We start from the raw sequence: 24,090 nt of genomic DNA, 5'->3' as shown, positions 1-24,090 counted from the left end.
GAGAGCTATCGCATTCTCAGGACCCGCGCTCGCCACTACCAGGCGAATCGAGTCATACCACGCACGGAGGGGCCTGCCGCGAAAAGGTGGAAAATATGAATGGTGCGGATCAACCGTAATCGGCGGCACCCATCCCCCTTTAGGGAACAGCGCCCGAGTATGTCTCGTTGCAATCGGGGTGATTCTCTGATTCATTCAAAATTCCTCCAGTCACGTTCCCCGAAGATACTGCTAAGCGCCCATCCACGAGATCGACGCACGCAACCATGTCAGTCCCCCTGCGAAGGACGCGCCCAGGAAACAACTACCCAAAAGGAAGCTACCAGGCTCAGACTCCCCTGGCATTACATCCTTGCCCATCCAAACACCGCCTCCGGCATCGGCATCTCAAACCGCCAGGTGATCGCCATTGGCCGCTCCCCCTCGTGCCGCACGTACTCTGCCGACCCCAAAAACACGTACGGCGCACCCCCGCCGAACTCGGTCACCTTGTGCTCGCGAGCGAACAACAGGATCGAGTCGCCCGAGCGGGCGTGGTTGATGTACCGCTGCCCGGTCGCCGAAGCCTCGCGCGTTGTCGACTGCGACTCCCAGTGGAACAGGCTCGGCGAGATCGCGTAGTCGCGATACATCGTCGTCGGCGAGAACCCAGAGTCGGTCTTCACGGTGGTCACCAGCAACGCGTCGAGGTGCCGGTCATCGACTCGGTATACGCCGGCCACCGCGTGCGCCGGGAAGTTGCGCCGCTCGAACGACGCGTACCCGATCGCGGTGAGTAGCTCCTCACGCGTGTAGCTGCCGTGCAGCGCAAGCGCCGGAGCACCGGTGCTGGCGACCGAAGCCGAACTCGTCCAATGCGCTTGCTCGAGCGCGAGATCGAGCACCTCGGTCAGTTCACCGCGGATGGTCGGCTCAGCAGCCAGAGCATCGAGCGCATCCTTGGCCGACGTGAAGCCACCACCGCTCGGCCACAACGACATTGCGAGCATCGGCGCAAACAGTCGCGCATCGTCCGACGCCGCCGACCAGTCAAAGCCGTCGGCGAGAAGCTCTCGGTAGGCACGATGCCGACGCACGTCGTTCACATGCACGAAGGCGCGCACCCGCTTCACGAGTTCCGGCTCGCGTGGGCCAGGAGGCGGGAGGGCAACCCCCGCGTCTCGACGCAGCGTGGTCCATGACTTGTTGTTACGCAGCACGTCGCTGAGCTCAAGGCCGGCGTCGTCGAGAAACTCGGCCAGCCCGGTGACAGTCGACGACCGCAGTTCTGCCGTCATCGACTTCCACGACGAGCCGACGCCAGCCCGAATGTTTTCCAGCACCGCCTCGCGGGCGACGTCGTCGAGCACAATCTGCGACCCGCCGGGGATATCGAAACCGCGATCAACTGAGACCTTAAGCTCGGCGCGGGTCATGCGCTTGGCAATGGCACGCAGCTTGCGATCGAGGCGATACTCGGCGCGCTGATGCCCGACGAAGTCGAGCGCGGTCAGCACCGGCTTGTTGTTGGCCAAGCGCAGGCCACGACCGAGTTGCTGCACAAACACCGTCGCGCTCTTGGTCGGTCGCAGGAAGATGACGGTGTTGACCGCCGGGATGTCGATGCCCTCGTTGAACATGTCGACGGTGAAGATCACCTTCACGTCGCCACTGACGAGTTGTCGCACGGCCGCGCTGCGATCGAACGAGTCCGGGCTCGAGACAACGGCAACCGAGGGCACGCCCGCCTCACTGAATTGGCGCGCCATGAACCGTGCGTGCTCCTGCGACACACAGAAGCCGATGGCCTTCATCTGCGTTAGGTCGCCGACCTTGTCTCGCACCGATCGCAGCACGTGTCGTGCACGATCGGCGTTCGAGGCGAACAAGCGCTCAAGTTCCGCCTGGTCGTACGCGCCTCGCACCCACCGCACGTGACGCAGATCGACGGTGTCACCGATTGCGAAGTAGTGAAACGGCGTCAACAGGTCGGCTTCGAGCGCGTCCCAGAGTCGCAACTCCGCGGCGATGCGGCCTCCGAAGAAGTCGGCCACGTTCACCCCGTCCGCACGCTCGGGGGTCGCGGTGAGGCCGAGCAACTCGCGCGGCTGGAAGCGATTGACGAGCCGCTGGTACGACGGCGCTTCCGCGTGGTGGAACTCGTCGATGACGACGACGTCGTAGGCCGCCGGGTCGACCGCGGCAAGATCGAGCCGCGCCAACGACTGCACCGACGCGAACACATGTCGGCCGTGCGTCGGTCGCCTGCCATCGACCCATAGCTCACCAAAACCGCCGTCGCCCAACACTTCTCGGAAGGTGCGCCGTGCTTGCAGCAGGATCTCTGCGCGGTGTGCGACGAACAGCAAGGGTGGCCGCTCGCTCCCCTTACAGAGCCGCTGGTAGTCGAGGGCCGCGATCACGGTCTTGCCGGTGCCGGTCGCGGCCACGACGAGGTTGCGGTGCCGGTCGTGCACCACCCGCTCGGCCTCAATTTGCTCGAGGATCAGCTTCTGGTGGGGAAACGGGTGGACGGCGAGTCCGGAGATGCTGATCGTGTCGTCTGGTTGCTCCCGGTTGCCGGCCTTGGCGAGCGCGAGGTCGAGTCGCTCGGCGTCGCGCTCGGGCAGGTAGGCCTCGAATGCCGAGTCATTCCAATACGACTCAAAGGTCGCGTCGAACTTCCGCATGAGCGTCGGCGTGGCCACCTCGGAGATACGGACGTTCCATTCGACGCCTTCGAGCAGCGCACTGCTGGAGAGGTTCGAGGAGCCGACGTAGCCGGTGTTGAATCCGGTGTTGCGTCGGAACAGCCATGCCTTCGCGTGGAGTCGGGTGCGTTGGATCTCGTAGTGCACCTTTACCTGGGCGCCGAAGTCGTTGACGAGGCGGTCGAGCGTGCGGCGGTCAGTGCAGCCGGTGTACGTCGAGCAGATGACCCGGATTGGAACGTTGTGCGCGCGCAGAGTTCGTAGTTCGTCCTCGAGCAGCCGGATGCCTGGCCACATCACGAACGCGCACAATAGGTCGACCGAGTCGGCACTCACCAGCTCTGCCCGAAGCTCGGCACCGAGCGACGGCTCGCCGTGCGAGTTGGTCAACAACGCTGCCTCAGACAGCGGCGTGGTGGGACGGGTCGCGTACGACCGCCGGGTGCCGAGCGTGACCTTGCGCTCGACGCCGACGAGTTGCCGCGTCTTGCCCGGCGGCAGTTGCGCGTCGTCCTCGTCGTCAAGGCCGGCGAGGATCTGGTTCGCCAGTTCCGGCGTGATCTGTCGAACGAGAGCTGACGCGACATGCCGGCTCACGACATGGCGGAGGTCTGCGTCGGGGACGTCCTTGAGGTGAGCGATGAGGTCGTCGTCGAGATCGTCGAGAGCGCGTGCGAGGCCGGCGTCGACCAGTCGCTCGTACAGCCCAGGCTCCATGCAATCCCCTTGCCTCGCAGACGCGGTGAGCCGTCATCGTCTCAGGCGCGATGTGGGTCAGTTCCGATTGAGTCCATGCTTGCGCGTGTCGAGAGCTTGCTTGAAATGACTCTCCGCCTCATCGATGACGCGCGTGGGCGTTGCCGGATCGAAGACCCGCAGGATCGAGTAGCGGAGGGTTGCCGGATCGAGCCCGCGGAGCTCAACGTTGCCGCCGTGACCAGTTGTTGCGTACTCGCTCCACCGCTGGAGAATCGTCTCGGCGCCGTCGGCCTTGCCGACGTATTGGCGCCCGTCACGGGTGTCGGTGATCAGGTAGATGCCTTTGACCGAGGCGAGAGCGGTGCGCCATCCCGTGTATCGGTGCTCTCGCGTCAGCGCTTGAAGTTGCACGCGGTCGACGATGAGCCTGTCAAACCCCGGGAAGCGCAGCGGCCTCGCGTCGGCGACCTCTGCCACGCGGTACCCCGCGGCGGTGATGCCGTACACCTTTCAGGATCGCGGCGCCGGCCAGGAGATGACCAGCCGGTTCCTGAGATCGGCCAGATCGTCGGAGACCCTGAGGTCGAACCCGCGAAGCGTGCCGTCGTTGTAGGTCTCTCCATGGTTGTCGACGACCGACCAGAGACGAGCCCGGTCTCCGCCTTCCTTCATGAAGATGACCCACTGCCGAGGCGGGGTTGCCGGGAAGGTCCGAGTATCCGCCGACTGCCGCGATGTGTAGGCGAGAATCTCGTCGTCAGCGAGTCGGCGTGGAGACCGCGCTCGCCGTCGGCATGGGCAAGCACGAACGAGTGCCGGATCACGATTGCGTGAGCCGGGTCGATCCCGGCGCTCGCGAGGATTGGGCCGCGTGTGAGCGTCACTCGATGGTTCCCCTCCCGTCTGAGTCCCGGCTGCTGGCGATGATCACGAGCAACGCGGCATGCACCGGTATGCCGTACGCAACGGCGGAGTGTCAGAAGACCGCAACCCACTCAGGCAACCCGAACCGGGCGTCTAAGCCAACCCGGGAAGCGGGACCGAACGACCGCCGAGGTCGGCCTCCGAAAGATCATGGAACCGACCGCTGTTCGGCGAGAACCGAACCGTCACGGTTCCCCTCGCACCGCCCCGGTTCTTGTGGATCGTCACGTCAACGAAGTCGTGGTCACCGCGGCTGAGCTCAAGGACGACGTCAGCGGCCGCCATCCAGACACCGTGCGACTCAAGTGGATCTCCGACCGGTGGATGCCAGTCGAAGCAACAAGCGCGTGGCACCGCCACTATGACGAGGCGTCCAGCCCACAAGAGCGGCCGAAACCAGTCGGTGCTGACACAGCTGCAACCCGCGGTCTCGGCGACGATCACCCCGGGCCCTTCGCAAGCCCCCAAGAGCCAGGCGTCGACGAGCTCGCTCGGATCGCCCCGCTGAACATCGAGCCCGGCAGCCGAGAGCGGCGGCTCGCTCACTGCATGGCCGTAGGCTGCGGCGTTCCGCGAAAACCAATGCCGGTATGCGCCTTCCGGTTGCTGACGAGTGCCGATGAAGTTCACCGGCAGACAGTTGACTACGGCAAGGTCGTATGCCCACTGGCAGAGCAGCTGCGACGTGCCGACCCCTGCGACCACCCAGACACGACCGGGCTCGAACCAGACGATCTCGTCGAGGGCCGCCGACCCCGTCGACCAGGTCGTGCGTGGCTCACCAGGAGTTGCCGACGGTCGGAGGAACTCAGCGATGTGCGTCATACCCCGCATCATGCGACCGACCGCCGACAGCCTCGCCGACGCGGAGGTGTGGTTAGGGGCGTGGGACCGCCTTCGCCTTCCCCGATCCCTCGAGCCAGGCCAGCACGTCGAACAACCGTAACGGGCTGACCTCACTGCCGAGCCCTGCATCCTGGCGCAGGTCCTCGAGCCGGTCGTGGAGGCGGCGGTGCGGCGTCTCCTGCCGTAGTGCCGCGTGCAGCGGCTGCCACTGCTTACCCGACGGAAACACGGTCTCCTTCAGCACCGAGTCATAGACGGGCACAAGTCGTGGGCGCTTTCGGGCGATCAGCTTCGCGGTCTTGGTCGCGCCCACGTTGTGGAGCTTCCGAAGCTCGTGCCAGAGCGCCCACACCGGGCCGTATTTCTTTCCCGACTCGCTGACGTCGTCGACGTCGACAAGGTCCAGGTCGTCGCCGATGGCCGACAGAAGCTGATCGAAGCGATCCTTCTGCTTCACGAGAATCTGCACCGCCGCGTCTCCGGGGAGGTTTACCCCCAACAGCGACAGCGATGTCAGGTCGTCCGAGGTGAAGGTGTTCTGCGAGCTTGCCCGGGTACCCGAAGGGTCCCAGGCATCCCACTGACCACCGCTGAACAGCGGGCGGCCGGGCGAGACTTCGTCGAAGAAGTAGAACTTCAGGAGGTCAACAGCCCAAGTCTCGTTCCCTGGCTGCAGGGACGCCGGAAGGTTCAGACCTTCGTAGCTCAATTGTCCGTCGCTCATGGTGTTTCCTCCCGAGGTAGCAGCTCGACTTCATCATGATGCAGACCGCATACGCGCAGTCGGCACACCGTTACCCCTTGTCCCAAATTCGGTCGTAGTCCCTTGCGACGAGCGGCCAGACAATCTCGATTCCGTCGTCCACTGTCTCGATAGCGAGTCCAAGTTCGTCTGGAACCACGAAATCGTGCGGGATGACGCGTCCAGACACGTCGCGGCGCTCTTGCGGATCCGAGAAACGGAGAGCCACGGCGCCGGCCACCCGATCACACGCGGTGGACTCGTCCTGATCAACTCGCTCGAATGCTCGCTCGTACTCCGGCAACGGGTCGGGCAGGCCGCCGTCCAAGACGAAGCGGAAACCCCACGACTTGCCCCCGGTCAACCAGATCAGCCCGTCGGGAGAAACGGCCGTCACTTCCGGCTCTTCAACAGCAGTCGTTCCTCAACCCCACGCTCCAAGTCGAGCTTGAACTGCGTGTGGGTCGCAGCCAGTACGTCACGGTTGGCCCGGGCCTGCTCGTTCGCGTCCTTGAGCGCGTCGCCGGCGAGCCGTGCTGCAGCGACGAGAGCCGGTGATGCGGCTGTTGAGAGCTTGCCCACTCTGGGCACCTTCTTAACAACCTTGGTCAGGAAGCCTCCGGCAACGAGTCGCCGCAAAGCGCGATTCGAGGCCCGCAGCACGGGCGAACTTGTCGAGCGCGGCGACAGCCGCGTCACAGACTCGCACGCAACTTCATACTGCAATGCTGCTCGGGTGGTACCCGCCTGCGACCAACGCTGTGGAGAAGGCAACCGTCCACCGAAGGTTGAATTCGACGCCGAAGCGCAGCTGGTTCACGAGGCCGGTCTGCCCCTCATTCGCGACGAAGTCAGCACTCGATGACGTTGACCGCAAGACCGCCGCGGGCGGTCTCCTTGTACTTGATCGACATGTCGCGCCCGGTGTCGCGCATCGTCTTGATCGCCTTGTCGAGGCTCACGTGGTGGGTGCCGGTTCCGTTGAGCGACAGGCGAGCTGCGTTGATCGCCTTGACCGACGCGATCGCGTTGCGCTCGATGCACGGGATCTGGACGAGACCGCCGACCGGGTCGCAGGTCAGGCCCAGGTTGTGTTCGATGCCGATCTCGGCGGCGTTCTCGACCTGCTCGGGTGTGCCGCCCAGCACTTCACACAATGCGCCGGACGCCATCGCGCACGCCGAACCGACCTCGCCCTGGCAGCCGACCTCCGCACCCGAGATCGATGCGTTCTCCTTGAACAGGATGCCGATCGCCGCAGCAGTGAGCAGGAAGCGAACGACGCCGTCGTCGTCCGCGCCGCCGACGAAGTCGCGGTAGTAGTGCAGCACCGCGGGAATGATGCCGGCGGCGCCGTTGGTCGGGGCCGTCACGACGCGTCCGCCGGATGCGTTCTCCTCGTTGACCGACAGCGCGTAGAGGTTGACCCAGTCCATGACGTGCAGCGGGTCCATCCGCGCACCGTCGGCGGTGAGGTCGCGGTACAGGCCGGGTGCACGACGCGGCACCTTCAGACCTCCGGGCAGCACGCCCTCGCGGCCGTACCCGTTCATGACGCACTGCTGCATCACCGCCCAGATTCGAAGCAGTCCGTCCCGGATCTCTTGCTCGCTGCGCCAGACCTGCTCGTTGCGCATCATCACCTCGCTGATCGACAGGCTCTCGCGCTCGCAAATCTCGAGCAGTTGCTCGCCGGTGGTGAAGTACAGCGGAAGCGGGGTGTCGTCCTGCACGACGCGGTCGGCACCGGTGGCGTTCTCGTCGACGATGAAGCCGCCGCCGACCGAGTAGTAAACCCGGCTTGTAATGACCTCGCCGTCACCGTCGAACGCGTCGAACTGCATGCCGTTCGGGTGCGTCGGCAGCGACTTGCGACGGTGCAGGACGAGGTCCTTGTCCGCGTCGAACGCGACCACGTGGGTGCCGCCGAGGCGAACCAGCCGGCGCACCTTCATGTTCTGGACGCGTGCATCGGCTGTGTCGACGTCGACGGTCTCGGGGTCCTCCCCCTCCAGACCGAGCAGCACGGCCTTGCCGGAACCGTGGCCGTGGCCGGTGGCACCGAGCGAACCGAACAACTGGGCGTGCACCCGGACGACATCGTCCAGCCGGCCGTCCTGCTCCAGTGCGTCGACGAACATCTTCGCCGCGCGCATGGGACCGACCGTGTGAGAGGACGACGGTCCGATGCCGATGGAATACAGGTCGAAAGCGCTGAGCGCCATGGGTGTCGGCTCCTCGAGGTGACGGGATTGTCCGCAGACCTGATGGTTGATGAGGCCTGCGTCACGCCATCTTAGGCGCCGGTTCGACAACCGGGCCGGGCGCACACCTTACGGTTGGGCCATGGATTCCCGTACCCGCGAGTTCGACATCGTCCTGTTCGGCGCCACCGGTTTCGTCGGTGAGCTCACCGCCGCCCACCTGGCCAAGCACGCCCCGGAAGGCACCCGCATCGGCCTCGCCGGCCGCAGCGAGACCAAGCTCGCCGACAGTCGCGGCGACCTGCCCGCAGCAGCGCGCGAGTGGCCGTTGCTCACCGCCGACTCCTCCGACCCGGCGTCGCTGAAGGCGATGGTGGAGCGGACGAAGGTCGTCATCACGACCGTGGGACCGTACGCCTCCTACGGCCTGCCGCTGGTCGAGGCCTGCGCCGATGCCGGCACCGACTACGTGGACCTGACCGGCGAGGTGCTCTTCCACCGCGACGCGATCGACGCCTTCGACGAGCGCGCCAATGGCTCCGGAGCGCGCATCGTCCCCTCCTGCGGATATGACTCGGTGCCCTCCGACATCGGTGTGTTCGTACTGGCGAACGCCGTGCGTGAAGCCGGCGACGGCGAACTCGGTGACACCACCACGTACGCGTCGATGAAGGGTGGCGTCAGCGGTGGCACCGTTGCCTCGATGATGGGTCAGGTCGACGCGATCAAGGGTGACAAGGAACGCCGCAAGGTGGTCACCGACAAGTTCGGCCTCTCCCCTGAACGCGGCAACGAACCGTCAGGCGAGTGGAGCGACTCGGCTGCCGTTCGTGAGGACAAGGACCTCGGTGCGTGGACCGCCCCCTTCGTCATGGCCACCTACAACACCCGCATCGTGCGCCGCAGCAACGCCCTGGCCGGCTACCCGTACGGCCGGTCGTTCCGTTACCGCGAGGTGATGAAGACCGGCAAGGGCATCAACGGACGCCTGACCGGGTACGCCGTCGCAGCCGGCCTCGGCGGTGCGCTCGCCGCGATGAACGTCGGCGTGCTTCGACCGGTGGTCAAGAAGGTTGTGCCGGCGCCCGGCACCGGACCGAGCGAGAAGGCCCGCAACGAGGGCTTCTTCAAGATGGATATCCGCACCACGACGACCACCGGTAAGAAGTGGCACTCGATCGTCGCCGCGCAGGGTGACCCCGGGTACGCGGCGACGTGCGTGATGCTCGGCGAGGCCGGCCTCGCCTTGGCACTGCAGCGCGACGAACTCCCACTCCCGGATGGACGCCAGGGTGGATTGCTCACTCCCGCAACGGCATTGGGCATGCCCTACGTCGAGCGGCTGCGCGCGCAGGGGTTCACCATCGAGGCCGAGCCGCTGGTGTGAACGAGGCACTCACCCGACTGGTCAACCTGCTGCGAACGCAAGAGGCCGAGCGACTGCGCGGACGCAAGCTCGTGGTGTTCGCGCCGGTGCTGGCATCCGCGACCCCGCGGGTCGAGCACTACCGCACCCTCGGGGTGACCGAACAGCTGATCGTCACCTTCGGTGACGGGACCGGCCTCCTCCCCAGCGGCGACGACCTCACCGTCGTCCGCGCGACCTACGAAGCGCCTGTGCTGTCGGTGATGGATGAGTTGGCAGGGTGGCGACACGTGCTCAACAACCCGCCCGCTCACGTGCTCGCTGCGGTCGACAGCTTCGACCCGGAGGGCACCGCGCTCGTGCTCAACGCGACTCCGACGGCGAGTGACGCGAAGGTCTTCGGACGCGACGTCATCGGCGGCAGATCCCTGGCCGACGAGTCGCTCGAGGACAAGACGTTGTGCGGCGCGATCTTCGAGGCTGCCGGTCTCCGGACACCTCCCGAGGAGGTGGTCTCCGCGGACTCGAAATCGCTGCGCGACAGCGTTCTTCGTCTGGACCGCGGCGCCGGCGTGGTGATTTCGGCGGACGCGTCGCAGGGCATGAACGGCGGCGCCGCCAAAGTGTGGTGGGTGCGTCCTGGGACCGACCCGTCAACCGTCTTCCGCGAGGTGGCCGCAGCCGGCGAGCGTGCGCGGGTGATGCCTTTCCTGGAGGGTCAGCCGTGCAGCATTCACGGCATCGTCACCGACCGGGGCGTGCTCGTGCTGCGGCCGGTGGAGCTGTGCATGTTGCGCCCAGCGGGCGGGCACCGATTCGTGCAAGCCGGCATTTCCACGTGGTGGGATCCGACCTCGGCGCAGCGCGACGAGATGCGCACCGCTGCACGACGCGTCGGTGAGGCGCTTGCTGGAGAACATCGCTACCGCGGCGCGTTCGGCATCGACGGCATCCTCACGGCCGACGGTTTCCGTCCGCATGAGCTCAACCCCCGCTTCTCCGGCGGCATCAACACCATCAACAAGGGCACGGCCGACGTGCCACTCAACCTCCTCGACCAGACCGTCCGCTCCGGCGCGAACCTCGACGTCGAGCTAGACGCCGTCGAGACCGAGCTGCTCGACGCAGCCGACGCGAACCGCGCCGGCTCCGCCTATCTGGCGACGGACGCGGTGACGCCACAGGCGACGACCGCGATGTTCGTGTGCGGCACCCCCGATGATCTACGCCCCTGCGACGACGACGCCACCGCTGTCGGCACCCTCGAACTCGGACCCGCAGCGATGGGCGCGTTGGTGCGGTTCACTCCCATCGACTTCGCGCACGGGGAGCGGATGACACCGTGGGCCGCAGCCGCACTCGATCTCGCAGATCGGTTGTGGCACACAGGATTCGGCCCGATGGAGCAACCGCGCGAGGTTCGCTGACTCACAATTGCGTTGCCGTTCGGCGCCCGCACCGCGCAGTGCACGGGCCCGCAGTGCACGGGTGATCTTCGCCGACCCCGAGGGCAACGAGAGGATCGCTGCGACCCGACCGTCCGGGCGGTGACCTGCGTCTTCACCCGAGGTACAGCTCGCTCCGCGACCATAACCCTGCGAAGTGCCTCAACCCTGCGAAGTGCCTTGCCGCCCGAGGATTTTCGCGAGGGCGTCGAGCACGGAAGGGTCCTCGATGGTCGAGGGCACCTGCGCGTCCTGGCCGTCGGCCATCTGGCGCATCGTCTTGCGAAGGATCTTGCCCGACCGGGTCTTGGGCAGTGCGGCGACGACGTCGACCTGCTGCAGGGTGGCGATGGCGCCGACCTCCTCGCGCACCCGCTGTCCGAGCTCGGTGCGCAACTGTGCGAGCCCGGCGTCGTCGAGGTTGGCCCACTTGTCGCCGGCCTTCAACACGACCAGCGCCCGCGGCACCTGACCCTTCAACGGATCGGCAACACCGATCACCGCACACTCCGCGACCGCGGGGTGGCCGGCCAGCGCCGCTTCGATGCCGCCGGTCGACAAACGGTGGCCGGCCACGTTGAGCACGTCATCGGTACGGCCGAGCACGAACAGGTAGCCGTCGTCGTCGATGTAGCCGCCGTCGCCGGTGAGGTAGTAGCCCGGGTAGGCCGACAGGTACGACGACTCGTACCGGGCGTCGTCCTGCCAGAGTGTCGGGAGTGTGCCGGGCGGGAGCGGCAGCTTGATGCAGACCGCGCCCTCGGTGCCTGGCGGCACCTGTTCACCCATCGAGTCGAGGATCTGCACGTCGTAGCCGGGGGTCGGCACCGCCGCTGATCCCGGCTTGATCGGCAACTGCTCGAGCCCCATCTGGTTGGACGCGATCGGCCAGCCGGTCTCGGTCTGCCACCAGTTGTCGACCACAGGCACCCTGAGCTTGTCGGTGGCCCACTGCCAGGTGTCGGGGTCGAGACGTTCGCCGGCCATGAAGAGGGTGCGGAACGACGACAGGTCGTGGCCGGCCATCAACGCCGCATCCGGGTCTTCCTTCTTGATCGCCCGGAAGGCGGTCGGCGCGGTGAACAACGCCTTCACGCTGTATTCGGCGATGACCCGCCAGAAGGTCGAAGCGTCTGGTGTACCAACGGGTTTGCCCTCGAACACGATCGTCGTGCAGCCGGCGATGAGGGGTCCGTAGACGATGTAGGAGTGGCCGACGACCCACCCCACGTCCGACGCGGTGAACCATACGTCACCCGGTTCCATGCCGTAGACGTTCGTCATCGACCACTGCAGCGCAACCTGGTACCCACCGTGATCGCGCACGATGCCCTTCGGCTTGCCGGTCGTGCCGGAGGTGTAAAGCACGTAGAGGGGGTCGGTTGCCGCGACCGACTCACAGCCCGCCGGCTCGACGGCGCCCGGTTTCATCGCCGTCGCCCAATCGATGTCGCGCTCCCCCGTCTCGGCCTGGAGTTGCGGACGCTGCACCAGCAGTACGCGATCGGGCTTGTGCTCGGCGCGCTCGATCGCCTCATCGACCATCGGCTTGTACGGGATGACGCGGGTCCGCTCCACGCCGCACGACGCGGTGACGACGACCTTGGGCCGCGCGTCGTCGATGCGGGCGGCGAGCTCGGCCGGCGCAAAACCGCCGAACACGACCGAGTGCACCGCACCGATCCGGGCGCAGGCCAGCATCGTGATCACCGCTTCGGGAATCATCGGCAGGTACACGACCACACGATCGCCCTTGCCCACACCGACCGCCTTCAGCACCCCGGCCGCCCGCCCGACCAGATCGAGCAGCTCGGCGTAGCTGTAGCTGCACCGGACCTCGGTGACCGGGCTGTCGTAGATCAACGCCGTCTGGTCGGCCCGGCCCTCGATCACGTGGCGATCGAGCGCGTTGTAACAGATGTTGGTCTGCGCGCCGGGGTACCACCGGTAGAACGGAGGGTTCGTGTCGTCGAGCGCCTGGGTCGGCTTCTTGAACCAGTGCACTGCCGATGCCGCGTCCAGCCAGAAGCCCTCGGGGTCGGCCATGCTGCGCTGATACTCGTCGCTGTAAGCACCCATGGCACGAGTGTGTCATCGGCCACACTCCGGCCGCTGCGACTCGCGCCGGACGGCCCGAACCGGTCGCTCAACGGCGGTCACCACCATCGGTGGAAGTGGTGCACCGGCCCGTGACCGGCGCCGATCTCGAGCGAGTCGGCCGCGCGCAGCGCATCGGTCAGCCAGACCTTTGCGTCGGTCACGGTGGTGTGCCAATCGGGCCGCCGCGGACGCAGCGCGGCGAGCGCGGACGACAAGCTGCAGCCCGTGCCGTGCGTATTGGACGTGCGGATACGCGGGGCTGCGAACCGTTCGAAGCCGTGTGCGTCGACCCACAGGTCGACCGCGTCACCCCCGAGGTGGCCACCCTTGATGAGCACCGCGGGCACACCGAGGTCGAGCAGGCTCCTGGCTTGATCGCGCATCCCCCGCTCGTCGGTCGCAACAGGGGTGGCGGTCAATGCGGCGGCCTCCGACAGGTTCGGTGTCACAACGCTGACAACGGGCAGCAGGTCACGCAGCACAGACGTCACCGACGCGTCGCCGAAGCGGTCTCCGGAGGTTGCGACCAGCACCGGATCGAGCACGATCGGCACCCCGCGATCACGCATGTGCGCGAGCGTCGGGCGGATCACCTCAGCGACCCCCGCTGAGCCCAGGACACCGATCTTCACACCGTCGACACGCACGTCACTCGTCACTGAATCAAGCTGTGCCGCAACGAATTCCGAATCGATTGGTAACACCTTCTGCACACCGATCGTGTTCTGCGCAGTCAGTGCCGTGAGAACGCTCATGCCGTACGCACCGAGTGCGCCGAAGGTCTTCAGATCTGCCTGAATTCCCGCACCTCCACTCGGGTCACTTCCGGCGATCGAGACGACAGCTGGTGGACGGACCATGTGCGACACCGTAAGTGACATGGGTTACGGTGGCGACACCCACACGGGAGCCCTCGGCAGAGGGCTGAGATCGAGCTGACGCCGCTCGGACCGTCCGAACCTGCCCGGGTCATTCCGGCGAAGGAAGTGAGGAGATCTCGATGTCCGAGATTCATCCCAAGCACCGCCTGCACCACCTCGTCGACGGCGACATCTGCGTGCCCGTCACCGCGATCAGCCTCGACGAATCCCCCGACGGCACACCGAATCCCGATGTGCATGTCTACCGCACCGCGGGACCCGGCAGCGATCCTGCCGCCGGCCTACCCGCCACTCGTTCCGGCTGGATCCAAAGCCGCGACGATGTCGAGACCTACGAGGGTCGCGAACGCACCCTGCAGGACGACGGACGCTCCGCCGTCCGTCGCGGCAAAGCTTCCGACGAATGGCGCGGTGAGCGACGAAATCCGTTGCGCGCCAAGCCTGGTCGCACCGTCACCCAGATGCACTACGCGCGTCAGGGCAAAGTGACGGCCGAGATGCGCTACGTCGCGCTGCGCGAGAACGTCGACGTCTCAGTCGTTCGCGAGGAGTTGGCGGCGGGTCGCGCGATCATCCCGTCCAACATCAATCATCCGGAGTCGGAGCCGATGATCATCGGCCGCCGGTTCCTCACCAAGGTGAACGCGAACATCGGCAACTCGGCGGTCACCTCCTCCATCGAGGAAGAGGTCTCCAAGCTCAGCTGGGCGACGCGCTGGGGCGCCGACACGGTCATGGACCTCTCGACCGGCGACGACATCCACACCACCCGCGAGTGGATCGTCCGCAACTCCCCCGTGCCGATCGGCACGGTGCCGATCTACCAGGCCCTGGAGAAGGTCGACGGACGCGCCGAGGCCCTCACTTGGGAGATCTTCCGCGACACCGTGATCGAGCAGGCCGAACAGGGGGTCGACTACATGACGATCCACGCCGGGGTGCTCCTGCGGTACGTCCCGCTCACCGCCGAACGCGTCACCGGAATCGTCAGTCGTGGCGGGTCGATCATGGCCGGCTGGTGCCTGGCACACCACGAGGAGTCGTTCCTCTACACCCACTTCGACGAGCTGTGCGAGATCTTCGCCCAGTACGACATCGCATTCAGCCTCGGCGACGGACTGCGTCCCGGATCGGTGGCCGATGCGAACGACGAGGCCCAGTTCTCCGAACTGCGGACCCTGGCCGAACTCACCGAGCGCGCCTGGGCGCACGACGTGCAGGTGATGGTCGAGGGCCCGGGACACGTGCCCCTGCACCTCGTGCCGGAAAACGTTGAACTGCAACAGGAATGGTGCCACGGAGCGCCGTTCTACACGCTCGGTCCGCTGGTCACCGACATCGCGCCGGGATACGACCACATCACCTCCGCGATCGGTGCCGCAGTCATCGCCCAGCACGGCACGGCGATGCTGTGCTATGTCACCCCCAAGGAGCACCTGGGCTTGCCCAACCGAGATGACGTGAAGACCGGGGTCATCACCTACAAGATCGCGGCGCACGCGGCCGATGTCGCCAAGGGACACCCCGGAGCGCGCGTGCGCGACGACGCCTTGTCGAAGGCACGCTTCGAGTTCCGCTGGCACGACCAGTTCGCGCTCTCGCTCGACCCCGACACAGCGATCGCCTTCCATGACGAGACGCTGCCGGCCGAAGGCGCCAAGACGGCGCACTTCTGTTCGATGTGCGGACCGAAGTTCTGCTCGATGCGAATCAGTCAGGACATCCGGGATCAACACAAGTCGGCAATGGATGGGATGCGGGACAAGTCCCGGGAGTTCATCGAGCTCGGCGCCAGCGTCTACGTCGACGCGGCCCAGTGAGCGCAGCGGTCACCGACCGCGAACACACCGACCCCCTCTCCCCGCAGGGCCGCGCCGCCCTGCGGGGCGGAGTGGCCGGCAATTTCGTGGATCAGGTCCACATCTTCCTGCCCCTCGTCGCGCTGGCCCCTGCCCTTCCGGCCATCACCGGCCCGCACGGTGGCACTGCCGGCGCGACGATCGTCGTGATGGCGATGCTGCTGGGACGACCCGTGGGTGGCGTCGTCTTCGGCCGGCTCAGCGACCGGTTCGGACGCACCCGAACCGCGACCGTGGCGATCGGTGGAACCGCCACGTGCACCCTCGGTATCGCGGTGACCCCCACCCATGAGGTCATCGGCGCCGCGGCGATCTGGTGGATCCTGGCGATGCGCTTCCTGGGTGGCGTGTTCGTCGCCGGTGAGTACTCGGCCGCCATCCCGCTGGCGATGGAATGGTCGCGTCCGCGCCTGCGCGGTCTCTACTCAGGGCTGATCATGTCGATGGCACCGTGGGCGCAGGCGACGATCGCCTTCACCACCTGGGCGCTGCTGTCGCTGCTTGATCCCGGCGCCTACGAAACCTGGGGTTGGCGGGTACCCTTCGTCGCCGGCGGCGTTGCCTCGCTGACTCTGCTGCACTTCTACCGACGCCAGGTCGCCGACCGCGCAACAGCGGCCGCAAGCTCACGAATCGGGTTGCGGGACTTGCTCATCGGACAGCACCGCCGCTCGTTCTGGCAACTGTTCGGGCTGATGACCGGCCTGTGGATGATGACCAACCTGGTCGTGATCGCGTTGCCGGACGAGCTGCGTCGCAGCGTCGGCCTGGACACCACGACCGCGGCCTGGATCATGGGCGCGGCCGCCGTCGCGCAGGCGATGGTCATGGCGTGCACCGGTCACCTGTCGACGCTGGTGGGCCGTAGACGGTTCTTCGTCCTGTGGGGTCTGCTGGCGGCGGTGAGTGGACCGCTGGTCTGGCTCGAGCTGGTCGGCACCTCCCAGATCGGGCGCGCGATGGCCCTCGCGTGTCTGTTGCAGGTCATCACGGTCTGCGGCTACGGACCCGTCGGCGCCTATCTCGCCGAAGGCTTTCCGGCAGCCATCAGGTCGACCGGTTACGGCACGGCCTACAGCCTGTCGATCATCGTCCCCGCGCTGCATCCCTTCTGGTTGCCGCAACTGCAGCACGCGATCGGTCATCGGACGGCTGTCGTGGCTCTGCTGGTGCTCGCCGGTCTGCTCGTGGCTTCCTGCGGGCACCTGGGGCCGCGCGACGACGTCCGACAACTCGACCTTCACCCTGCTGCGAAGGAGACCTCCCATGCACACTCCTGATGTTGCATCGATCCTGGACGCAATGAGAGTGAAGGCCCCGTTGGTCCACTGCCTCACCGGAGCCGTATCCGCGCCGTTCGTCGCCGATGGTTTACTCGCCGCCGGTGCCCGTCCACTGATGACCGCCACGATCGGCGAGGCACCCACCCTCGTCCGGGGCGCGGACGCGCTGTTGGTGAACCTCGCTGCTCTGGGCGAGGAGACCGCGGCAGCGATCCTGCCGACGGTCGCAGCTGCCCGTGACGGCGGCCGTCCATGGGTACTCGACCCTGCGGTCGTCGGACCGACTCCGGTGCGAACTCCCCTGGCGCGCAACCTTGTTCGCCACCATCCGGGAGCGATCCGAGGCAACGCGTCCGAAATCCGCGCGTTGGCCGGGGCGGACGGTGGCGCTCGTGGCGCCGACACCACGTGCTCCTCCCGGGCCGTCATCGACGATGCGGCCCGATTGGCACACGACGCAAGGTGTGTCGTGGTCGTGTCCGGCGAGTTGGACGTCATCACCGACGGGCACCGGGTCATCGGATCGACCGGCGGCGACGCACGCCTCACCCAGGTGACCGGAACCGGTTGCCTGCTGAGCGCGCTGGTCACGGCGTTCATCACGGTGGCAACCCCCTCGATGCGGCCCTCACCGCTGTCGCCCTGATGAGCTCCGCCGCCGAGGACGCCGCCCGCAAGAGCGCCGGCCCCGGCAGCTTCAAGGTGGAGCTGCTGGACGCTCTCGACCGGATCGGACCAACTCATCTGGAGGTGAGCACCCGATGGTGCAGCGGCTGAGCACGTCCCTGGATCTGCGGTGCTACCTGGTGACGTCGGGCACCTCGCGTCGCACGGTCGAGATTGCTGCGGACGCCGCAGCAGCAGGAGTAGGCGTCGTGCAGGTGCGGGCAAAACAGGCCACGACCAGGCAACTGCTCGACCTCACCATCGCGGTGGCCGACGCCGTGCACGCAGTTGCGCCGGCGACGAGGGTTCTGGTGGACGACCGCACGGATGTGGCGCACGCCGCCCGCCTGCACGGCGCGCCGGTGCACGGGGTGCACCTCGGTACGGACGATCTGCCCGCCGAAGCGGCCCGGGCCATGCTCGGCGACGAGGCCGTCATCGGACTGACGACCGGCACCGTCGAACTCGCCCGGTGGGCGCAGCAGCAGCAGGAGTGGATCGACTACATCGGTGCCGGACCCTTCCGGCGGACCCCGACCAAGGACTCCGGGCGTGACCCGCTGGGCGTCGAGGGCTATCCGCCGATCGTGGCGGCGACATCGCTGCCGGTCGTTGCGATCGGCGACATCACACCGGCCGATGTGCCGGCCCTCATGAGCGCTGGAGTTGCCGGCGTGGCGCTGGTGCGCTCGATCATGGACGCGGACGACCCGGCCGCCGTGGTGCGCGACGTGCTCAGCGGCTGCCCCACTCCCAGGCGGGTGTACTGAGCAGGCCGAACCCGCGCACCAACGTTTCACCGAAGTCCTTGTAGAGCTCGATGAGCACGCGTTCCTCGACCGGTTCGTCCGGCTCGAACGGCGTCGGATCGAGTTCCTTGAGGAGCAGGTCGCTGTGGGTGACGACGATGACCTGAGTGTGCCGGCTCGTGGCTCGGATCAACCGTCCCAGGGCTGGGATCAGCGAGGGATGCAGAGAGGTTTCGGGCTCGTTGAGCACCATGAGCGAAGGCCGATCGACGCTCGTGAGCGCGGCCGCCCAGAGCAGAAATCGCAAGGTGCCGTCGGACAGTTCGCCGACCCTCATCGGGCGCAGCATCCCGGGTTGCTGCAGCACCAACCGGAAGAATCCGTCGTTGACCTCGACGTCGATGGTGCTGTCGTCGAAGGCGTCGGCGACGGCTCGAGGCAGGTCCTCGAATCCCGCCTCGAGCGTCGTTGCCACGGTTGCCGCGAGGTCGTGGCCGTCGCCGGCCAGCACCCGGGTGCGCGTGCCGACCTGCGGTGCTCGGGCCGGGGCGTCGGCGTCCGAGCGGAAGCCGTCGTAGAAGCGCCAGGTGCGCAGTTGGGCGCGCAGCGCGGCGAGTTCGAAATGCCGACGTGGATCGGCGAACTCGGTGAGCATCGAGCGGTAGGTCGGCAGTTCACCGACCTCGGCCCACACCCGTCCGTCGCGCTGCTCGACCGTGTGCCAGCGACGCCGGACGACCGTCGTCGCCGGACGCATGACCGGCCCGGAGAACACGGCCTCACGCTTGATCTCCGGGTCGCGATCGAAGAATGATCCTGACTGTTGCGGAATGCCGAGATCGACGAGGTAACCGTAATCGTCTGTGGCGCAACCGAGTTGCAGACTGACTCGCTTGCCGTTGCGCATCAGACCCTCGACCGGTGCACCCCGGCGCGCGGCGGTGAGGGTGGCCGGGCCGGCCCACAGCGCCGACTGCAGACCCCCTTCCCGGGCAAGTGAGCCCACCACATCACCCGTGCCGCAGTCGGCCAGCAGACGCAGGGCGCGATACAGCGAACTCTTACCGGAGCCGTTACCGCCGGTGACGACGGTCAGCCGCGACAGCGGTAGGGCGATGTCACGCAGCGAGCGATAGCCGGCGACCGCGACGGTGGAGATCATGTCGGCAGGCTATTGGCCGATACCGACATTCTGGCTCAGCCCCTGGGGCAGCCGCCCCAAGAATCCCAGCGTTGCGTGCGTGGAACAACCTCCGAGCGGGGCTCGATCACGCAGGATGGACGACGTGAACCCGCACGAAGTCGAAACGCTCCTCGCGCTCGACAGGCTGCTCGAGCAACCTGTCGGACACTTCCACCACGCCCGCTTGCAAGGTCTCGACCTGACCACGCGCGAGTCAGATCTGCTGCGCCGCAACGACTTCGAGGGCGTCGTCGTACTCGGTGGGGTGATCGGTCCGAAACTGGAAGAGCATCTGCGCAGGCACGGCGCTGTCATCTTCCACGACGATCCGTCGCTGCCGGTCTCGTCCTTCCGGCCTGCGCTGTACGACTACACCGAGTTGTACGAGGGCCTGCTTGCCCGCGGTTACGAGAACACACCGGATGCTCGCGCCTACCACTGGAGCCGCGACGCCCGCTCCGCTCACGACGCGTACGCCACGCTGCAACGCGCCATGCACGACGACGGCATCACCGACGCGTTGCAGGAGTGGGTGCACGGACGTCGCGTGGTCGGCGTGATGGGTGGGCACGCGCTGCGCCGTGGGACTCCTGAGTTCGAGGATGCCGCGCGACTCGGGGCTCGGCTCGCGGACGCCGGGGTCACGGTGGTGACCGGCGGCGGACCCGGAGCCATGGAGGCCGCGAATCTCGGTGCGCTGCTTGGTGATTCGAAAGAACTGCAACAAGCGCTGATCGACCTCGCTGACGAACCGGACTTCGCACAAAGTATCGACGGGTGGGCGTCGACAGCGTGGAAGGTGCGCGAGCGTCACGTGCCGACCGACACCCACCGCTCGCTCGGCGTCCCGACGTGGTTCTACGGGCACGAGCCGCCGAACCTGTTCGGCTCGGCGATCGCGAAGTACTTCAGCAACGCGTTGCGCGAGGACATCCTCCTCGCGATCTGCAACGCCGGCATCGTCGTGCTCGCGGGAGCAGCGGGCACCGTTCAGGAGATCTTCCAGGTGACGACGCGGCTCTACTACGGCACCGAGCCCGGCCCACCCCTCGTCCTGGTCGGCCGCGAGCAGTGGACCCGGACCATCCCGGTCTGGCCCGCCCTCCAGGCACTGGGCGCGAAGTCGCCCCTGGGCGACTCACTCCACCTCGTCGACACCATCGACGAAGCGCAGGCGATCATGCTGGATCAGGCCAGGAGTCCCCGGACGTAGGCGGCCTGGCCCGCGTGCTGAGCAGCATCGTCGATGATGCTGACCAGGCGGGACGCACGGGTCACCGGCGGGTCCCAGTCTTCGTCGACGACGTCGTCCCAGCTCGACTCGTCCAGGTCACGCAGGTAAGCGCACGTCGTCTCGACGGCCGCATCCAGGTAGCCGGTCAGCAGTGCCGGGTCGTCGACCCGCACCTTCGCGGCGTCGGCCGCAGTGTGCCCGTACCCCATCGACTCGTCCGGCAGATCGAGACCGAACCGCTGCGCCCAACCGTCGCGGGTCCAGACCTGTTCGGCGCCGGCGAGGTCGGCGATCTGAACATCCTGCTGACGGGCCAGGTGCCAGATCAGCCAGGTGATCGAGTTCGCTTCGTCCGTGGGACGACGGTTGAGCGACGCGGCGTCGAGTTCGTCCACGAGACCGTGTGCGACCTCCTGGCTGCGTCCGATGCCGTCGATGAGCAGATCCTGGGGCAACATGACGCCCACGCTAGCGGCATCCGTGCCCGTCCGTGCCCGTCCGTGCCCGTCTGTGCCCGTCTGTGCCCGTCCGTACGGCTCAGGCGGTCGAGGCCGCCAGCTGTCCGCAGGCTCCGTCGATGTCGGAGCCGCGGGTGTCGCGCACCGTGGTCGGGATACCGTGCGCACGCAGTCGCTCGACGAACTGCTGCTCGACCCCCTTGCGGGATGCCGTCCACTTCGAACCGGGCGTGGGGTTGAGCGGGATGGGGTTGACGTGCACCCAACCCTTGCCGCGGGCGTTCAGCTTTTCTCCCAGCAGGTCGGCCCGCCAGGCGTGATCATTGATGTCCTTGATCAGCGCGTACTCGATCGAGACCCGCCGACCGGTGGTCTGGTAGTAGCGGTACGCGGCGTCGAGCGCCTCGTCCACCGACCAGCGCGTGTTGATCGGGACGAGTTCGTTGCGCAGTTCGTCGTCAGGGGCATGCAGACTCAGCGCCAGGGTGACCGGGATGCCTTCGGCCGCCAGTTTGTCGATGGCGGGCACCAGGCCGACCGTCGACATCGTCAGGCCGCGCGCACTCATGCCGAGACCGGACGGCGGCGCCTCGGTGAGGCGGCGGATCGCGTTCACCGCCTGCCGGTAGTTGGCCAGCGCCTCCCCCATACCCATGAAGACGACGTTGGAAACGCGCAACGGGGCTTCGCGGTCCTCGCTGTTGCCGCCGGCAAGCTGTCCGCTGCGCAGGTAGCGCGCACCGGCGACGACCTGCTCCACGATCTCGGCGATGGTGAGGTTGCGGGTGAGCCCCTCCTGGCCGGTGGCGCAGAACGGGCAGTTCATGCCACAGCCGGCTTGGCTGGAGATGCACATCGTGACGCGACCCGGGTAGCGCATGATGACCGACTCGACGAGTGCTCCGTCGAAGAGCCGGAAGACCTGCTTGATCGTGCGGCCGTTGTCCGCTTCGAGCGAACGCACCGGCGTGAGCAGCTGCGGGAGCATCGCCGACACGAGCTCGTCGCGCCCGCCCTTGGGCAGGTCGGTCATCTGCTCCGGGTCGGTGACCAGGTGCTCGAAGTAGTGCGTCGAGAGCTGCTTGGCACGAAAACCCTTATGCCCCAATGCTTCGACCGCTTGTTTGCGGCCGGCCTCGTCGAGATCGGCCAGGTGCACCGGCGGCTTGCCGCGCCGGGGCGCGGTAAAGGTGAGTTGCCCCGGTACCGGCTTGCGGGTCGAGGGGGTGGGCAGATCAGTTGACATGTTTCAGTTCACCGCTACGAAGGGAGTGAGGATGGCCCAGGTGACGGGTGCTGCGATCACCAGGGAGTCGAGACGGTCCATCAGACCGCCGTGACCGGGGATGAGATTGCTCATGTCCTTGATGCCGAGGTCTCGCTTGATCATCGACTCGCACAGGTCGCCTATGGTGGCGGCGACCACCAGGCAACAACCCATCAGCGCGCCGATCCACCAACGTCCATCGAGCAGGAAGTGGACGGCGAGCGAACCGGCCAGGACGCAGGACGCGAACGATCCTGCGAACCCTTCCCAGGACTTCTTGGGAGACACCGTCGGTGCCATCGGGTGCTTGCCGAACACCACCCCGACCGCGTACCCACCGATGTCGGAACAGACAGTGGTCAGGATGAACACGACAATGCGTTGCGGTCCGTCGGCCGGGTGGACGAGCAGGATCGCGAACGAGATGAGAGTCGGTACGTACAAGGTGGTTAAGATGCCGCCCGCGACATCGGCGGCGCTGTCACGCACCCGCCCGATCGAGCGCCAGACCAGAATCCCGACGAAGGTCAGCGCCACTGCGGCTGCGAGAGCCTGCGGACCGAACGCGTACGCGACCGGCGGGATGATCGCCGCGCCGGCAAGCGTCGGGACCGCCGGCGGGTGGATGTTGCCGTGCGCCATTGCGCGCAGCAGTTCCCAGGTGCCGACGACCGCCGCGGCGGTCGCCAGAACGACGAAGGCTTCCTTGCGAACGAACAACGACACCAGAACGAGCGCCGCCAGGCCGAGCCCCACACCGATCGCGGCGTAGAGATTGCGTCCGGCCTTCGGGGTCGGGTTGTGAGCCACCGTGGCGCCCCGGCCGGCACGCGCCGAGCGACGGGTGACCGACGTCGCCGCAGCCTGGTCGGGCTGCGGCGGACGCTTCGGTGCGGTGTGGCTCATGAGCGGACGCGGAGGTCGATCAGACCTCCAGCAGTTCGGCTTCCTTGCGCTTCAGCAGATCGTCGATGACGTCGACGTGCTTCTTGGTCAGTGCTTCGAGGTCCTTCTCGCCGCGGCTGCCCTCGTCCTCACCGATGTCGCCGTCCTTGACCAGACGATCCATCTCCTCCTTGGCCTTGCGGCGGACGCTGCGCACCGAGACGCGCGCGTGCTCGGCCTTGTCGCGCGCGATCTTGATGTAATCGCGGCGGCGTTCCTCGGTCAGCTGCGGCAGGACGATGCGGATGACGTTTCCGTCATTGCTGGGGTTGACGCCGAGGTCGGACTCGCGCAGAGCCTTCTCGATCGCGGCCATTGAGCCCTTGTCGAAGGGCTGGACGAGGATGGTGCGGGCCTCGGGTGTCTGGAACGACGCCAGCTGCTGCAGCGGGGTCGGCGCACCGTAGTAGTCGACGGTGAGCTTGTTGAACATCGCGGCGTTCGCCCGGCCGGTGCGGATGGCGGAAAAGTCCTCCTTGGCCACCTCGACGGCCTTGTCCATCTTCTCCTCGGCCTCGAACAGGCTCTCTTCGATACTGCCGTCCATCG

Annotated in this window: 23 protein-coding genes and 1 riboswitch; of the genes, 8 read left to right on the top strand and 15 right to left on the bottom strand. The window is 66.9% G+C overall.

What is annotated here, in order from left to right; translation table 11 throughout:
• Nucleotides 1-344: 344 nt before the first annotated feature.
• The 8 genes from MF407_RS04595 to MF407_RS04560 all read right to left on the bottom strand — a co-directional run bounded on the left by MF407_RS04595 (nt 345) and on the right by MF407_RS04560 (nt 8,126).
• The gene (locus MF407_RS04595; protein WP_239701495.1) at nt 345-3,407 is read right to left on the bottom strand and encodes a DUF3427 domain-containing protein; all 3,063 of its coding nucleotides are present in this window, start codon (nt 3,405-3,407) and stop codon (nt 345-347) included.
• A gap of 57 nt (nt 3,408-3,464) precedes the next feature.
• The gene (locus MF407_RS15795; protein WP_239701494.1) at nt 3,465-3,896 is read right to left on the bottom strand and encodes a GIY-YIG nuclease family protein; all 432 of its coding nucleotides are present in this window, start codon (nt 3,894-3,896) and stop codon (nt 3,465-3,467) included.
• Nucleotides 3,897-3,899: 3 nt separating this feature from the next.
• On the bottom strand, nt 3,900-4,061 hold the full coding sequence (locus tag MF407_RS04585; RefSeq protein WP_239701493.1) for a hypothetical protein: 162 nt from the start codon (nt 4,059-4,061) through the stop codon (nt 3,900-3,902).
• Between the two features lie 345 nt (nt 4,062-4,406).
• Nucleotides 4,407-4,943 (bottom strand): DnaB helicase C-terminal domain-containing protein, encoded by a 537-nt coding sequence (locus MF407_RS04580; RefSeq protein WP_239701492.1) that lies wholly within the window; start codon nt 4,941-4,943, stop codon nt 4,407-4,409.
• 247 nt (nt 4,944-5,190) lie between these two features.
• Nucleotides 5,191-5,883: a DUF6308 family protein gene (locus tag MF407_RS04575; protein WP_239701490.1), complete on the bottom strand. Its 693-nt coding sequence runs from the start codon at nt 5,881-5,883 to the stop codon at nt 5,191-5,193.
• 70 nt (nt 5,884-5,953) lie between these two features.
• Complete coding sequence (locus MF407_RS04570; protein ID WP_239701488.1) at nt 5,954-6,298, bottom strand: hypothetical protein; 345 nt, start codon at nt 6,296-6,298, stop codon at nt 5,954-5,956.
• Nucleotides 6,295-6,483, bottom strand: coding sequence for a hypothetical protein (locus MF407_RS04565; protein ID WP_239701487.1), 189 nt, complete (start codon nt 6,481-6,483; stop codon nt 6,295-6,297). Before MF407_RS04565 ends, MF407_RS04570 begins: the two co-directional genes overlap by 4 nt.
• Before the next feature lie 269 nt (nt 6,484-6,752).
• A complete protein-coding gene (locus MF407_RS04560) occupies nt 6,753-8,126 on the bottom strand; it encodes an L-serine ammonia-lyase (protein ID WP_239701484.1) in 1,374 nt (457 codons plus the stop codon).
• 121 nt (nt 8,127-8,247) lie between these two features.
• Between MF407_RS04560 and MF407_RS04555 the strand changes: the two genes are divergently transcribed.
• Both MF407_RS04555 and MF407_RS04550 read left to right on the top strand, forming a co-directional pair.
• Nucleotides 8,248-9,492 carry a saccharopine dehydrogenase NADP-binding domain-containing protein gene (locus MF407_RS04555; protein WP_129625554.1) on the top strand — a complete coding sequence of 415 codons (1,245 nt, stop codon included), beginning with the start codon at nt 8,248-8,250 and terminating at the stop codon, nt 9,490-9,492.
• Nucleotides 9,489-10,898 carry a hypothetical protein gene (locus MF407_RS04550; protein WP_239701483.1) on the top strand — a complete coding sequence of 470 codons (1,410 nt, stop codon included), beginning with the start codon at nt 9,489-9,491 and terminating at the stop codon, nt 10,896-10,898. The genes MF407_RS04555 and MF407_RS04550 overlap by 4 nt, the downstream gene beginning before the upstream one ends.
• A 180-nt stretch (nt 10,899-11,078) precedes the next feature.
• Here the strand turns inward: MF407_RS04550 and MF407_RS04545 are convergent, their stop codons facing one another.
• Both MF407_RS04545 and thiD read right to left on the bottom strand, forming a co-directional pair.
• Nucleotides 11,079-12,995, bottom strand: coding sequence for an acetate--CoA ligase (locus tag MF407_RS04545; protein ID WP_239701482.1), 1,917 nt, complete (start codon nt 12,993-12,995; stop codon nt 11,079-11,081).
• Nucleotides 12,996-13,072: 77 nt separating this feature from the next.
• A complete protein-coding gene (gene thiD, locus MF407_RS04540; RefSeq protein WP_239701481.1) occupies nt 13,073-13,876 on the bottom strand; it encodes a bifunctional hydroxymethylpyrimidine kinase/phosphomethylpyrimidine kinase in 804 nt (267 codons plus the stop codon).
• A 33-nt stretch (nt 13,877-13,909) separates the two neighbouring features.
• Nucleotides 13,910-14,019, top strand: a riboswitch (TPP riboswitch).
• Here thiD and thiC point away from each other — a divergent pair.
• The 5 genes from thiC (at nt 14,017) to MF407_RS04515 (ending at nt 18,475) form a co-directional block, all read left to right on the top strand.
• Nucleotides 14,017-15,717 carry a phosphomethylpyrimidine synthase ThiC gene (gene thiC / locus MF407_RS04535; protein ID WP_239701480.1) on the top strand — a complete coding sequence of 567 codons (1,701 nt, stop codon included), beginning with the start codon at nt 14,017-14,019 and terminating at the stop codon, nt 15,715-15,717. It overlaps the preceding riboswitch by 3 nt.
• Nucleotides 15,714-17,036: an MFS transporter gene (locus tag MF407_RS04530; protein ID WP_239701479.1), complete on the top strand. Its 1,323-nt coding sequence runs from the start codon at nt 15,714-15,716 to the stop codon at nt 17,034-17,036. Before thiC ends, MF407_RS04530 begins: the two co-directional genes overlap by 4 nt.
• On the top strand, nt 17,023-17,685 hold the full coding sequence (locus tag MF407_RS04525; RefSeq protein ID WP_239701478.1) for a hydroxyethylthiazole kinase: 663 nt from the start codon (nt 17,023-17,025) through the stop codon (nt 17,683-17,685). The genes MF407_RS04530 and MF407_RS04525 overlap by 14 nt, the downstream gene beginning before the upstream one ends.
• Nucleotides 17,685-17,816, top strand: a complete 132-nt coding sequence (locus MF407_RS04520) for a hypothetical protein (RefSeq protein WP_239701477.1) — start codon at nt 17,685-17,687, stop codon at nt 17,814-17,816. The genes MF407_RS04525 and MF407_RS04520 overlap by 1 nt, the downstream gene beginning before the upstream one ends.
• The gene (locus MF407_RS04515) at nt 17,801-18,475 is read left to right on the top strand and encodes a thiamine phosphate synthase (RefSeq protein WP_129625548.1); all 675 of its coding nucleotides are present in this window, start codon (nt 17,801-17,803) and stop codon (nt 18,473-18,475) included. Before MF407_RS04520 ends, MF407_RS04515 begins: the two co-directional genes overlap by 16 nt.
• Here MF407_RS04515 and MF407_RS04510 read toward each other — a convergent pair.
• Nucleotides 18,441-19,616 carry an AAA family ATPase gene (locus tag MF407_RS04510; protein WP_129625547.1) on the bottom strand — a complete coding sequence of 392 codons (1,176 nt, stop codon included), beginning with the start codon at nt 19,614-19,616 and terminating at the stop codon, nt 18,441-18,443. The genes MF407_RS04515 and MF407_RS04510 overlap by 35 nt on opposite strands.
• Nucleotides 19,617-19,740: 124 nt before the next feature.
• On the opposite strand from MF407_RS04510, the gene MF407_RS04505 reads away from it, so the two are divergent.
• Nucleotides 19,741-20,850: a Rossmann fold nucleotide-binding protein gene (locus tag MF407_RS04505; protein WP_239701476.1), complete on the top strand. Its 1,110-nt coding sequence runs from the start codon at nt 19,741-19,743 to the stop codon at nt 20,848-20,850.
• On the opposite strand, the gene MF407_RS04500 is transcribed toward MF407_RS04505, so the two are convergent.
• The 4 genes from MF407_RS04500 to frr all read right to left on the bottom strand — a co-directional run bounded on the left by MF407_RS04500 (nt 20,826) and on the right by frr (nt 24,088).
• On the bottom strand, nt 20,826-21,329 hold the full coding sequence (locus tag MF407_RS04500) for a DUF664 domain-containing protein (RefSeq protein WP_239701474.1): 504 nt from the start codon (nt 21,327-21,329) through the stop codon (nt 20,826-20,828). The two genes, MF407_RS04505 and MF407_RS04500, sit on opposite strands and share 25 nt — an antisense overlap.
• A 79-nt stretch (nt 21,330-21,408) precedes the next feature.
• Nucleotides 21,409-22,575, bottom strand: coding sequence for a 23S rRNA (adenine(2503)-C(2))-methyltransferase RlmN (rlmN, locus tag MF407_RS04495; RefSeq protein WP_239701473.1), 1,167 nt, complete (start codon nt 22,573-22,575; stop codon nt 21,409-21,411).
• Nucleotides 22,576-22,578: 3 nt separating this feature from the next.
• A complete protein-coding gene (locus MF407_RS04490) occupies nt 22,579-23,502 on the bottom strand; it encodes a phosphatidate cytidylyltransferase (RefSeq protein ID WP_239701471.1) in 924 nt (307 codons plus the stop codon).
• 19 nt (nt 23,503-23,521) lie between these two features.
• Nucleotides 23,522-24,088: a ribosome recycling factor gene (frr, locus tag MF407_RS04485; RefSeq protein WP_129625542.1), complete on the bottom strand. Its 567-nt coding sequence runs from the start codon at nt 24,086-24,088 to the stop codon at nt 23,522-23,524.
• Nucleotides 24,089-24,090 lie beyond the last annotated feature (2 nt).

Origin of the sequence: Yimella sp. NH-Cas1 (assembly GCF_022359705.1) — a bacterium.
In the GTDB taxonomy this organism is placed as follows: Bacteria; Actinomycetota; Actinomycetes; order Actinomycetales; family Dermatophilaceae; genus Yimella; species Yimella lutea.
This window is presented reverse-complemented; position numbering and strand designations above follow the sequence as displayed.

Coding starts and splice junctions, on each gene's coding strand:
- rlmN (WP_239701473.1), bottom strand. CDS start 22,575: ATGTCAACTGATCTGCCCACCCCCTCGACCCGCAAGCCGGTACCGGGG.
- MF407_RS04515 (WP_129625548.1), top strand. CDS start 17,801: ATGGTGCAGCGGCTGAGCACGTCCCTGGATCTGCGGTGCTACCTGGTG.
- MF407_RS04560 (WP_239701484.1), bottom strand. CDS start 8,126: ATGGCGCTCAGCGCTTTCGACCTGTATTCCATCGGCATCGGACCGTCG.
- MF407_RS04595 (WP_239701495.1), bottom strand. CDS start 3,407: ATGGAGCCTGGGCTGTACGAGCGACTGGTCGACGCCGGCCTCGCACGC.
- thiD (WP_239701481.1), bottom strand. CDS start 13,876: ATGGTCCGTCCACCAGCTGTCGTCTCGATCGCCGGAAGTGACCCGAGT.
- MF407_RS04520 (WP_239701477.1), top strand. CDS start 17,685: ATGAGCTCCGCCGCCGAGGACGCCGCCCGCAAGAGCGCCGGCCCCGGC.
- MF407_RS04525 (WP_239701478.1), top strand. CDS start 17,023: ATGCACACTCCTGATGTTGCATCGATCCTGGACGCAATGAGAGTGAAG.
- MF407_RS04585 (WP_239701493.1), bottom strand. CDS start 4,061: ATGAAGGAAGGCGGAGACCGGGCTCGTCTCTGGTCGGTCGTCGACAAC.
- MF407_RS04500 (WP_239701474.1), bottom strand. CDS start 21,329: ATGTTGCCCCAGGATCTGCTCATCGACGGCATCGGACGCAGCCAGGAG.
- thiC (WP_239701480.1), top strand. CDS start 14,017: ATGTCCGAGATTCATCCCAAGCACCGCCTGCACCACCTCGTCGACGGC.
- MF407_RS04575 (WP_239701490.1), bottom strand. CDS start 5,883: ATGAGCGACGGACAATTGAGCTACGAAGGTCTGAACCTTCCGGCGTCC.
- MF407_RS04490 (WP_239701471.1), bottom strand. CDS start 23,502: ATGAGCCACACCGCACCGAAGCGTCCGCCGCAGCCCGACCAGGCTGCG.
- frr (WP_129625542.1), bottom strand. CDS start 24,088: ATGGACGGCAGTATCGAAGAGAGCCTGTTCGAGGCCGAGGAGAAGATG.
- MF407_RS04555 (WP_129625554.1), top strand. CDS start 8,248: ATGGATTCCCGTACCCGCGAGTTCGACATCGTCCTGTTCGGCGCCACC.
- MF407_RS04545 (WP_239701482.1), bottom strand. CDS start 12,995: ATGGGTGCTTACAGCGACGAGTATCAGCGCAGCATGGCCGACCCCGAG.
- MF407_RS04510 (WP_129625547.1), bottom strand. CDS start 19,616: ATGATCTCCACCGTCGCGGTCGCCGGCTATCGCTCGCTGCGTGACATC.